The 11,517-nt window shown below is 62.4% G+C and carries 12 protein-coding genes; 8 read left to right on the top strand and 4 right to left on the bottom strand.

Translation table 11 applies throughout. From position 1 onward, the window contains the following. Positions 1-144: 144 nt before the first annotated feature. Complete coding sequence (gene prmB / locus FQ668_RS08405; RefSeq protein WP_003252797.1) at positions 145-1,053, bottom strand: 50S ribosomal protein L3 N(5)-glutamine methyltransferase; 909 nt, start codon at positions 1,051-1,053, stop codon at positions 145-147. A gap of 181 nt (positions 1,054-1,234) precedes the next feature. Between prmB and FQ668_RS08400 the strand changes: the two genes are divergently transcribed. The 5 genes from FQ668_RS08400 to FQ668_RS08380 all read left to right on the top strand — a co-directional run bounded on the left by FQ668_RS08400 (position 1,235) and on the right by FQ668_RS08380 (position 4,013). Further along, positions 1,235-1,825 (top strand): cysteine hydrolase family protein, encoded by a 591-nt coding sequence (locus FQ668_RS08400; RefSeq protein WP_003252796.1) that lies wholly within the window; start codon positions 1,235-1,237, stop codon positions 1,823-1,825. Between the two features lie 85 nt (positions 1,826-1,910). Further along, positions 1,911-2,231 carry a hypothetical protein gene (locus tag FQ668_RS08395; RefSeq protein WP_004577080.1) on the top strand — a complete coding sequence of 107 codons (321 nt, stop codon included), beginning with the start codon at positions 1,911-1,913 and terminating at the stop codon, positions 2,229-2,231. 174 nt (positions 2,232-2,405) lie between these two features. Next, a complete protein-coding gene (locus tag FQ668_RS08390) occupies positions 2,406-2,966 on the top strand; it encodes a Smr/MutS family protein (RefSeq protein WP_019437969.1) in 561 nt (186 codons plus the stop codon). Positions 2,967-3,036: 70 nt separating this feature from the next. Next, a complete protein-coding gene (folE, locus tag FQ668_RS08385; protein WP_003252789.1) occupies positions 3,037-3,582 on the top strand; it encodes a GTP cyclohydrolase I FolE in 546 nt (181 codons plus the stop codon). A 59-nt stretch (positions 3,583-3,641) separates the two neighbouring features. Then, positions 3,642-4,013 carry a glutaredoxin gene (locus FQ668_RS08380; RefSeq protein ID WP_144179988.1) on the top strand — a complete coding sequence of 124 codons (372 nt, stop codon included), beginning with the start codon at positions 3,642-3,644 and terminating at the stop codon, positions 4,011-4,013. Between the two features lie 138 nt (positions 4,014-4,151). On the opposite strand, the gene FQ668_RS08370 is transcribed toward FQ668_RS08380, so the two are convergent. Next, positions 4,152-4,754, bottom strand: coding sequence for a glutathione S-transferase family protein (locus tag FQ668_RS08370; RefSeq protein ID WP_144179986.1), 603 nt, complete (start codon positions 4,752-4,754; stop codon positions 4,152-4,154). Between the two features lie 144 nt (positions 4,755-4,898). Between FQ668_RS08370 and FQ668_RS08365 the strand changes: the two genes are divergently transcribed. Next, complete coding sequence (locus FQ668_RS08365) at positions 4,899-6,089, top strand: benzoate/H(+) symporter BenE family transporter (protein WP_003252785.1); 1,191 nt, start codon at positions 4,899-4,901, stop codon at positions 6,087-6,089. Between the two features lie 96 nt (positions 6,090-6,185). On the opposite strand, the gene FQ668_RS08360 is transcribed toward FQ668_RS08365, so the two are convergent. Further along, on the bottom strand, positions 6,186-8,126 hold the full coding sequence (locus FQ668_RS08360; protein WP_014591981.1) for a methyl-accepting chemotaxis protein: 1,941 nt from the start codon (positions 8,124-8,126) through the stop codon (positions 6,186-6,188). A gap of 405 nt (positions 8,127-8,531) precedes the next feature. Between FQ668_RS08360 and FQ668_RS08355 the strand changes: the two genes are divergently transcribed. Then, positions 8,532-9,275 carry a hypothetical protein gene (locus FQ668_RS08355; RefSeq protein WP_144179983.1) on the top strand — a complete coding sequence of 248 codons (744 nt, stop codon included), beginning with the start codon at positions 8,532-8,534 and terminating at the stop codon, positions 9,273-9,275. Positions 9,276-9,418: 143 nt separating this feature from the next. On the opposite strand, the gene FQ668_RS08350 is transcribed toward FQ668_RS08355, so the two are convergent. Further along, positions 9,419-10,180: an SDR family oxidoreductase gene (locus FQ668_RS08350; RefSeq protein ID WP_019437197.1), complete on the bottom strand. Its 762-nt coding sequence runs from the start codon at positions 10,178-10,180 to the stop codon at positions 9,419-9,421. Between the two features lie 177 nt (positions 10,181-10,357). On the opposite strand from FQ668_RS08350, the gene FQ668_RS08345 reads away from it, so the two are divergent. Next, positions 10,358-11,359 (top strand): NADP-dependent oxidoreductase, encoded by a 1,002-nt coding sequence (locus FQ668_RS08345; protein WP_144179980.1) that lies wholly within the window; start codon positions 10,358-10,360, stop codon positions 11,357-11,359. Positions 11,360-11,517: the final 158 nt, after the last annotated feature.

Below are 11,517 nucleotides of genomic sequence, written 5' to 3'. Positions count from 1 at the left end.
ACTCAATGGCCTGAGCCCTGTGGAATACAGGGCTCAGGCTGCAGCTTAAAACTGTCCAACTTTTGGGGGGCAGTCCAAGGTATCGCGATCAATCTGTGGGAGCGGCCTTGTGTCGCGATGGGCTGCAAAGCAGCCCCAAATAGCCTAAACGCGGGCCTTGAACAATTCCTGATGCTGGCGGCACTGCTCGGCGGTGAGCATGAACACCCCATGCCCGCCACGCTCGAATTCCAGCCAGGCAAAGTCCACCTCGGGGTACAACGCCTCGACATGCACCTGGCTGTTGCCCACTTCAACAATCAGCAAACCCTTCTCGGTCAGGTGGTCAGCCGCTTCGGCCAGCATCCGCCGTACCAGGTCCAGGCCGTCGCTGCCGCAGGCCAGGCCTAGTTCGGGCTCATGGTGGTACTCGGCCGGCATGTCGTCGAAGTCTTCGGCGTCGACATACGGCGGGTTGGACAGGATCAGGTCGAAACGCTGCCCCGGCAAACCGCCAAAGCCATCGCCCTGCACGGTGTACACGCGCCCGTCCAGGCCATGGCGCTCGATGTTCTGGTTGGCCACTTCAAGGGCCTGGAACGACAGGTCGGCCAACACCACCTCGGCCTCCGGGAACACGTCGGCGGCGACGATGCCGATGCAGCCCGACCCCGTGCACAGGTCCAGAATGCGCGCCGGCTCGCTGGCCAGCCACGGCTCGAAACGTTTTTCGATCAGCTGGCCAATGGGCGAACGCGGCACCAGCACCCGCTCGTCGACGATGAACGACATGCCGCAGAACCAGGCCTCGCCCAGCAGGTAGGCGGCCGGTACACGCTCTTCGATACGGCGCTTGAGCAGGTGCTGAAGGCGTACTCGCTCGTCGTCCTCGAGCATGCAATCCAGGTAGCTGTCGGCCACCTCCCATGGCAGGTGCACCGCACCCAGCACCAGCAGGCGGGCTTCGTCCCAGGCGTTGTCGGCACCGTGACCGAAGAACAGGTCATGCTCGTGGAAGCGGCTGACCGCCCAGCGGATGTAGTCGCGCAGCGTGCGCAGACGGGATGTGATCACGGGGTACTCCTATTTTCAGACCGGACAAAAGTCTAACAGCCCCACCCACACATTTGTTCCTTTGCCTTGCCCAAAGGCTAGCCACAGGCCAGTAACTACGCCGCTTGCGTTGTCAACCATTCCCATTGGCGCCAAGGCAGGGGAGAATAGGTATACAAAAGCCCTATCCAAGGAGCCCTTGATGTCCGTTCCAACCACGATGTTTCGCCTCACTGGCCGCGACTATCCGCCGGCCAAGCTGAGCCACGCCAGCCTGATCATCATCGATGCACAAAAGGAGTACCTCAGTGGTCCCCTGAAGCTGTCGGGCATGGACGAGGCCGTGGCCAACATCGCCAGGTTGCTCGACGCCGCCCGTAAGAGCGGCCGTCCGATCATCCATGTTCGCCACCTGGGCACTGTTGGTGGCCGCTTCGACCCCCAGGGGCCGGCTGGCCAGTTCATTCCGGGGCTGGAGCCGCTGGAAGGTGAAATCGTCATCGAAAAACGCATGCCCAACGCGTTCAAGAACACCAAGCTGCACGAAACATTGCAGGAGCTGGGCCACCTGGACCTGATCGTCTGTGGTTTCATGAGCCATTCCAGCGTCAGCACCACCGTTCGCCGCGCCAAGGACTATGGTTATCGGTGCACCCTGGTAGAAGACGCGTCGGCCACCCGCGACCTGGCATTCAAGGACGGCGTCATTCCGGCCGCGCAGATTCACCAGTGCGAAATGGCCGTGATGGCTGACAACTTCGCTTGCGTCGCACCCACCGCCAGCCTGATCTGAGCGGCTTGCAGGACCGCCCGGCAGCCGGGCGGAACCCGATGGGCAGCAGCAGGTCGAATTCCGGATATCCACCGAGGAGAGCGGAATGAAGCTTAAAGGCAGTTTCGACGCCAAGCGCCTGCGCCCGCGCGAACCGCGTAACTGGGGCGCCCGCCTGGCGGCCGGCCTGTCGGCCCTGCTGGCGACGCTGGGCGTACTGCTGGCCATGGCCGGCGTCGCCGGCCTGCTGGGCAACTACCCTGCCCTGCAGGAACTCAACGCCAACAAACCGTTGTCCAGCATCCTCACCGTGGCTGGCTTGTTGTTGCTGTGGCTGGGTGTGCGTTTCTGGCGGCGCAGCCGTATCCGCTTGCGCCGCGGGCGGGAGCTTAACCTGTCGCCGCACCTGATGAAGAAGCACGATTGATGGTTTTGCGTAACCTGTGCGGGCCTCTTCGCGGGTAAACCCGCTCCTACAGGTACCCCGCCGCCTTCAGGCTCTGTGACATCCCCGTAGGAGCGGGTTTACCCGCGAAGAGGCCCGCACAGGCTGCACACGGCCCCACAGTCGCGTAAACTACGCCGCCTACGTGGAGGCATCATGCAAGACGACGATTTTTCCCTGTTCAAGGCCGAAGTGCGCGGCGTAAAGCCGATCCGCCACGACCGTGCCGACGTCGGCAAGCCCAAGGCCGACCGCCAGAAGCTGGCCGGCCTGCGCCAGGCGGCGACCGTGCGCAGTGACAAGGCTTTGGTCATCGATGGCATGTCCGACCAGTTCGTCATCGACGTAGGCGCCGAAGACGAGCTGATGTGGCGCCGCGATGGCGTACAGGAAGGCCAACTGCGCAAGCTGAAGCTGGGGCAGATTCCATTCGAGGGCAGCCTCGACCTGCACGGCATGACGGTGGAAAAGGCCCGCGAAACCTTGTGGGACTTCATCGCCGAAGCCACCAAACTGGAGGTGCGCTGCGTGCGGGTGACCCACGGCAAGGCCGCACGCCTGGACGGCAAGCGCCCGATGATCAAAAGCCACGTCAACACCTGGCTGCGCCAGCACCCGCAAGTGCTCGGTTTTGCCTCGTGCAGTGCCCGCCACGGCGGCACCGGCGCGGTGTATGTGATGCTGAAGCGAACCATGCTCGAAGGCCGCGACGAGTAACGCCGCGCTTGCAGCGCCGCCCTCACCGCCGTACCCTTCGTTTTTGCGATTTTTTCCCACAGGTAGATCCATGTCCCTGGAACAGAACTACACCGAGATCCTCAGCCAGATTGGCGAGGACGTCTCCCGTGAGGGCCTGCTCGACACGCCCAAGCGGGCTGCAAAGGCGATGAAGTACCTTTGCCGCGGTTATGAGCAAACACTGGAAGAAGTCACCAACAACGCTTTGTTCAGCTCTGACAACAGCGAAATGGTGCTGGTCCGGGACATCGAGCTGTATTCGATGTGCGAACACCACATGCTGCCGTTCATTGGCAAGGCACACGTTGCCTACCTGCCGAAGGGCAAGGTACTGGGCCTGTCGAAGGTGGCACGTATCGTCGACATGTACGCCCGCCGCCTGCAGATCCAGGAAAACCTCAGCCGCCAGATCGCCGAAGCCGTGCAGCAGGTAACCGGTGCTGCGGGCGTGGCCGTGGTGGTCGAAGCCAAGCACATGTGCATGATGATGCGCGGTGTCGAGAAGCAGAATTCGACCATGATCACCTCGGTGATGCTGGGTGAGTTCCGCGACAACGCCGCCACCCGTAGCGAGTTCCTCAGCCTGATCAAGTGATTGGTTGCTGGCCCCGAGCCGACCCTTCAGGGTCGGCTTTTGCATTTCAGGAGTTGCCCATGATCGTCAAAGCCCTGCGGGTTGGCCTCGGCCAGCTCATCGTCTTCGGTGACTGGATCAGCCGCCCGGCCAGGCGAAAGCGCGACCCCGCCGCCCAGGCCCGCATCGAGCAAGCGGCCAAGGGGCTGGCGCTGTACCAGTTCCACGCCTGCCCGTTCTGCGTCAAAACCCGCCGCACCCTGCACCGTTTGAACGTGCCGGTGGCGCTGCGCGATGCCAAGAACGACCCGGTGCACCGCCAGGCCCTGCAAGAAGGTGGCGGCCGGGTGAAAGTGCCATGCCTGCGCATTGAAGAAGCCGGCAAGGTGACCTGGATGTATGAGTCCAAGGCGATCATCGCTTACCTGGATGAGCGGTTTGCCGCCATCTGACTGACGCTGCAGATCCCTTGTGGGAGCGGGCGAGCCCGCGAAGCAGGCACTGCGGTGGTTGGCACGGGCTGCGCCCGTGTTCGCGGGCACGCCCGCTCCCACAAGGATTGCGCAAGCGCCTGGAAAACAGGTCGGTTTTCAGCCCACCATCGGCACATACCGCGGGTGGCTGCTGACCCGCTCCAGCCAGGCCCTTACCGCCGGGTACTCTGCCAGGTCGAACCCGCCCTGCTGCGCCACATGGGTGTAGGCATACAACGCCACATCGGCAATCGAGTACTGATCACCCACCAGGTAAGGCGTCATCTGCAACTGCCGTTCCATCACCTTCAGCGCCTTGTAGCCGCCCTTGTGCAACTTGCGGTACTCGTCCAGGCGCTCGTCCGGCAGCCCCAGGTAGAACTGGATGAACCGCGCCACGGCAATGTACGGCTCATGGCTGTACTGCTCGAAAAACTGCCACTGCAGCACCTGGGTACGCAGGCGCGGTTCGCTGGGCAGGAACTCGCTACCATCGGCCAGGTAGTTGAGAATGGCGTTGGACTCCCACAGGTAGCTACCGTCTTCCAGTTCCAGCACCGGTACCTTGCCGTTAGGGTTCATCGCAAGAAACTCGGGCGTTTCGGTCTCGCCCTTGAGAATGTCCACCGGGTGCCATTCATACGGCCGGCCAAGCAGGCTCAACATGAGCTTGACCTTGTAACAGTTACCCGACTGGTAGTCGCCATAAACCTTGTACATCGACCCTCCCTGCAAAGCAGTTTCGCAATTGCGCCCAATATTTGGCGACTGTACGGCTAAAAGCAATGGCCGCTGTATGGCAAGGATCAACCTTGCTCGCTGTAGTCTGAAAAAACTGCTTACACCTTTACAAGGATTTTATTCATGACCGATGCCACTTCCGCACGCCTGCGGCCCCTGGCAGACACCTCCCCCTCGGCGGTGGTCGCCGGCTTCATTGCCATGCTCACCGGCTATACCAGTTCGCTGGTACTGATGTTCCAGGCCGGCCAGGCGGCCGGGCTGACCACCGCGCAGATCTCGTCATGGATCTGGGCGCTGTCGATCGGCATGGCGGTATGCAGCATCGGCCTGTCGCTACGCTACCGCACACCGGTCACCGTCGCCTGGTCCACCCCCGGCGCAGCGCTGCTGATCACCAGCCTGGGTGGGGTCAGCTATGGCGAAGCCATTGGCGCCTACATCACCTGCGCCTTGCTGGTGCTGGTGTGCGGCCTGACCGGCAGCTTCGAGCGCCTGGTCAAACGCATCCCGGCCTCGCTGGCCTCGGCGCTGCTGGCGGGCATCCTGTTCAAGATCGGCAGCGAAATCTTCGTGGCCGCGCAGCACCGCACGCTGCTGGTGCTGGGCATGTTCTTCAGCTATCTGCTGGTCAAGCGCCTGTCGCCGCGTTATTGCGTGCTGGCCGCGCTGCTGGTGGGCACGGCATTGTCCGGCGCGTTGGGCCTGCTGGACTTCAGCGGCTTCCACCTGGAAGTGGCCAAGCCGGTGTGGACCACACCAAGCTTCTCGCTGGCGGCAACCATCAGCATCGGCATTCCGCTGTTCGTGGTGGCCATGACCTCGCAGAACATGCCTGGCGTGGCCGTCCTGCGTGCCGACGGCTACCAGGTACCGGCCTCGCCGCTGATTTCGGCCACTGGCTTTGCCTCGCTGCTGCTGGCGCCGTTCGGCTCGCATGGGGTCAACCTGGCGGCGATCAGCGCGGCGATCTGCACCGGGCCGCATGCCCATGAAGACCCGGCCAAACGCTACACCGCGGCAGTGTGGTGCGGGATTTTCTACGGCATTGCCGGGGTGTTCGGCGCCACCTTGGCGGCACTGTTCGCGGCATTGCCGAAAGAACTGGTGCTGTCGATTGCGGCACTGGCCCTGTTTGGTTCGATCATGAACGGTTTGACCGTGGCCATGAGCGAGGCGCGTGAGCGGGAGGCAGCGGTGATCACCTTTATGGTGACCGCTTCGGGGCTGACCTTGTTTTCGATTGGTTCGGCGTTCTGGGGGATTGTGGCGGGGGTGTTGGCCTTGGTGATTCTTAACCCGCGCAGGGGGTGAGGGTTGTTGTTGCCTGTGGCGGCCTATTCGCGGGTAAACCCGCTCCTACAACGGGAAATCACAAAACCCGCGAATGGGCCGGCACAGACAACGAGATTACAACCTGAAATGCCCCACCATGCCCTTCAAATCGGTGCCCAGCTGCGCCAGCTCGACACTGGACCGGGCATTGTCCTGCATCGCCAATGCCGCCTGGTCCGCACTGCCACGAATCTGCGTGACACTGCGGCTGATCTCTTCCGCCACCGAACTCTGCTGCTCGGCCGCTGCGGCAATCTGCTGGTTCATCTGCTGAATCAATGACACCGCTGCGGCAATGCTACCCAGCGCACTTTCGGTCTGCAGTGCATCGGCCACGGCCAGCCGTACCAGCTCGGTACTGCCGCGGATCTGCGCCACCGACTGCTGGGCATTGCCGCGCAGGCTGGCCACCAAGGTCTCGATCTGTTCGGTGGATTGCCGGGTACGCCGCGCCAGCGCGCGCACTTCATCGGCCACCACGGCAAAGCCGCGCCCCTGCTCGCCGGCGCGGGCAGCCTCGATGGCGGCATTCAGCGCCAGCAGGTTGGTTTGCTCGGCCACGCTCTTGATCACTTCCAGCACGTCACCGATGGTGTGGATTTCGGCACTGAGGCTGTCGATGCCGGCGCTGGCAGCTTCTGCCGCCGACGCCAGCTGCTCGATGCGCTGCATGCTCTGGCGCACCACCTGCTGGCCGGTGTCCACCTTCTCGTCCGCGGCCTGGGCTGCCTGCGCCGCCTCCTCGGCATTGCGCGCCACATCGTGCACGGTGGCAGTCATCTGCTGCATGGCGGTCGCCACCTGTTCGGTTTCCTCCTTCTGGCTGCCCACCTCGCGGTTGGTCTGCTCGGTCACCGTCGACAACGCCTGGGCGCTGCCGGCCAATTGTTCGATACCCTGCTGCAAGCCGCTGACTATGCCCGAGAGCCCCGCCGCCATCTGCTGCATGGCCTGCATCAGTTGCCCCACCTCATCCCGGCGCGGCGCCTGGGCGTCGAAGCCCAGTTCACCCGCCGCAATGCGCTGGGCGCGGGCGATCACATGCTTCAAAGGGCCAACCACAGCCCGGGTAATCAGCCAGGCGGCCAACACGCCGACAAGCAACGCCAGCGCCGTGGCCAGGCCGATGGCGATGGCATTGCGCTGCAGCTCGCCTTGCAGGGCCTGCTCCTGCCCAAGATAGGCTTGGTCGACACGCCCGGTAACCCGCTCGGCGCTGGCTTGCAACTGCGCCTTCAGCCCCTGCTCGCGGGCCAGTTGGTCGGTGTATTCGTTGAGTTTTTCCGAGAAACTGCCAATGTGCCCCGCCACTTCGCCCAACACACTCTGGTAACCGGCATCGCCAACCGCGCCTTGCAACTGGCTGACCAAGCCAGCGGCCTCCACCGTCTGGGCAATACGCTCCTGGCTCACACCCTCCTCGCCCTTGCGGCTTTTTTCCAGGCGTACCCGGGCTTCGTCCATGGCCTGCAGCATCAGCCGCGACACCTGGGCCACCTGCGCGGCTTGCTCAAGAAACTCGCCACCCTGCTGGCCCTGGGACTGCTTGAGGGTGTACACGCCGTCATCGGCCAAGCCGGCCTGCAGCACATCAAGGTTGTTGGACACGTTGGACACCGACCAGCTGGCCATGTCCAGCGCCAGCTCCTTGGCTTGCACGGCCTCGACAAAGGCTTCGAATGCCTGGCCATAGGCGGCGAGATCGGTTTGCGCCGCCGCCAGCGCCGGCAGGCCTCGGGCGCGTTCGACCAAACCCTGCAGGCCGCCACGCAAAGCGTCGGCCTGCTGCATGTCGGAGCGCAGGGCAAACGCCTGCTCATGTTCGCGCAAGCGCAGCAAGTCGGTATTGAACTGGGCCAGCTTGCGCAAGCTGTCGAAGCGCTGGCCAACGCTTTGCAACGCCACGACGCCGATAGCCGCCACCGCCAGCGTCAGCAGCAGCACCAAGGCAAAGCCCAGGCCAAGTTTGCGGGCCATGCCCAGGTTGGCCAGCACACCGTGCTTGCTCGTGCCCATCACCGATCCCCTTTCAGCCAGTGAGGTTATCCCGAAGGCTAAGGGTGGCAACGTTATCTGCCAATGAACAAGGGCCTGGCGTCAGAATAGTGTCAAATAGCTATGTCTTGTCGTTTTTGGCTGCAAAAGGGTCGCTTTCAGTGCCAGCTGTAAAAGATATTACTAGGCCATCAATGATAGCCCGTCCCTCAACCTGCGACGGCACCTGCCCATATTAAATCGACGCAAGTAAAACATTCATTTATTCCAATCCACACTTTATCGAACACTATTGACGCCATTAAATTTGCGCCAAAAGTGGGGTATTGAAATTTTTTTAAACACCCCTACACACAATAAAAACGTCGCTATCGTGATCGGTAACTGGCCCGTTCTCCGGACCTGCAGTGCACCCTGGAGTTTGCAATGAAAACAGCCATGTTTACTGCTGTGGTCACCCCGTTGCTGCTGTTTACTGTGCCAACCGTTGGCTATGCCGAAACTTCCACCGCCCCGTTGTTCACCCTTGGCCTACAAGGGAGCTACACCCAACTGGAACTCAACGGCCGTAATAATGAAACCGAAGATATGCCCGAAGGTGGCTTATTCATTAACTACGGCAACAAGATGACGGTCACGCAAGGCCTTGTCTACCAGGCCGAGGCCAGCGGCATGTACTCGAAACAGCATGACCAGAAGCTCAAGGACGGCCAGGCCGACCTGGACCTGGGTTGGCGGTTGGCACTGGCCGAACGGCATTCAGTCGACCTGCTGCTGGGCGCCGGTTACAAATGGAACCGGTTGGAACCCAATACCAGCCGCCATGATGTCGACCTTACCAACCGCACGCCGTTCGCCAAGCTGGCGGCGGGGTACAATTACCGCTTCAATAATGCCACCTTGCGTTTCGAAGCGGGGATACGCCAGGTTATCAATGGCGATTCGCAATTGAAAATACATGGCATCAGCAACGAAGAGGTTGATTTGAAAGATACCACCAACCCCTTTGCCGAACTTAGTGTGCTGTTCAACCAACACGGTACCGTGCCGGTATACGCTTCGCTTTACTTCAGCCGCTACAACTATGAACTGGACGGGCAGTTCCTGATGACTGACTCGGACGAACAAACCCGTGACGAGTATGGCCTGAAAATAGGCGTCAGCTTTTAGCCGGCTGGCCGGCTGGCTGCCCGACTTGCTCAGAACGGCCCGGGCACGCCCCTCCTGTCCATACGCGACATCGTAGGCTCTGGCCTGGTGATCGCATTTTTCAGGGGCGGGCTTGCTCACGAAGCAGCCCGCACGGTATCCACTCAGATCGCCGTAGCCCCACCATCCACCGTCAGGCAATGCCCCGTGGTAAACGCCGCGCCGTCACTGCACAGGTACAGCACAGCGCTGGCGATTTCCTCGACCTTGCCAATGCGCCCCACCGGGTGCATGGCTGCGGCGAACTCGGCCTTGCGCGGGTCGGCCTGGTAGGCGCGGCGGAACATGTCGGTGTCGATCACGGCCGGGCACACGGCGTTCACGCGGATGCCCTTCTTGGCGTACTCGATGGCCGCCGACTTGGTCAGGCCGATGACCGCATGCTTGCTGGCGCTGTAGATGCTCATCTTTGGCGCCGCCCCAAGCCCCGCCACCGACGCGGTATTGACGATGGCCCCACCGCCTTGGGCCAGCAACAAGGGCAACTGATACTTCATGCACAACCACACGCCTTTCACATTCACACCCATGATGGCGTCGAACTCCGCTTCGCTGCCTTCGGCCAGGCGATGTTGCTCGATCTCGATCCCGGCGTTGTTGAAGGCGTAGTCCAGCCGGCCATATGCGGCAATCAGGCGCTCATGCAACTGGCGCACCTCGGCGTCGCGGGTCACGTCGCAGGCAATGAACAGCGCTTCGCCGCCCACCGCGTGGATCTGCGCCACGGTGGCCTCGCCGCCGACCGGGTCGAGGTCGGCCACCACCACTTTCACGCCCTCGTGGGCGAACGCCAGGGCGGTTGCCCGGCCTATGCCGGCACCCGCGCCGGTCACCAGGGCTACCTGGCCAGAAAAGGTCATGCTCATCGCGTGCTCCTGTGAGGGTTTGGGTGGGGTTCAGAGCATAGTCAGCCACCACCCGGCCGGGCAGCATCATCACAGCAACGGTTGGGCTACCATGCTTGTCAGTGATTTTAAGGAACCGTCTTCATCAACAAGGTAGATTGAACGCCTTACGCCCTCCACCGCCCACAAGGACCCGCCATGACCCAGACCAACCGCCGCTTCCTGCTTGCCAAACGCCCGGTCGGCGCCGTGCGCCGTGACGACTTCAGCTTCGAGACCGTACCCGCCGAACAACCCCGCGAAGGCCAGGTACTGGTGCGCAACCTGTACCTGTCGCTGGACCCGGCCATGCGCGGCTGGATGAACGAAGGCAAGTCCTACATCCCGCCCGTGGCCCTGGGCCAGGTAATGCGTGCGCTGGGTGTGGGTGAAGTGGTTGCCTCCAATCACCCCGGCTACCAGCCCGGCGACCACGTGAGCGGCGCCCTCGGTGTGCAGGACTACTTCACCGGCGAGCCCCAGGGCCTGCACAAGATCGACCCCAAGCTGGCCCCCCTGCCCCGTTACCTGTCAGCCTTGGGCATGACCGGCATGACCGCCTACTTCGCCCTGCTGGAGGTCGGCCAACCCAAAGCTGGCGATACCGTGGTCATTTCCGGCGCGGCCGGTGCGGTGGGCAGCATTGTCGGGCAGATTGCCAAGATCAAAGGCTGCCGCGTGGTCGGCATTGCCGGCGGTGCCGAGAAGTGCCAGTACCTGAAGGACGAACTGGGCTTTGACGGCGTTATCGACTACAAGGCCGAAGACGTGCTGGCCGGCCTGAAGCGCGAATGCCCCAAAGGCGTGGACGTGTACTTCGACAACGTGGGCGGCGACATCCTCGATGCCGTGCTGACGCGCATTAACTTCAAGGCACGCATTGTGATTTGCGGCGCGATCAGCCAGTACAACAACAAAGAAGCGGTGAAAGGCCCGGCCAACTACCTGTCGCTGCTGGTGAACCGCGCGCGCATGGAAGGTTTTGTGGTGATGGATTACACCAAGGACTACGGCAAGGCCGCGCAGGAGATTGCCGGCTGGTTGGCCAGTGGTCAGGTGAAGAGCAAAGAGGACGTGGTGGAAGGGCTGGAAACCTTCCCGGAGACCTTGTTGAAGCTGTTCAGCGGGGAGAATTTTGGCAAGTTGGTGTTAAAGGTTTAAACGCCCCTGCACGGCACCGATGGCCCGACATAGCCCGTCGTAGGAGCGGGTTCACCCGCGAAAGGGCGGGGCCTGCGGGCCAATTTCCACCGGCCGTTCACCGTTGCCGCCGCCACCGTATTCGCGGGTAAACCCGCTCCTACACGGATCGGGGGCGC

The organism is Pseudomonas sp. Kh14 (assembly GCF_900291005.1).
Taxonomy (GTDB): domain Bacteria; phylum Pseudomonadota; class Gammaproteobacteria; order Pseudomonadales; family Pseudomonadaceae; genus Aquipseudomonas; species Aquipseudomonas alloputida.
The sequence above is the reverse complement of the archived record's forward strand: the minus strand, read 5'-3'. Positions and strand labels throughout refer to the sequence as shown.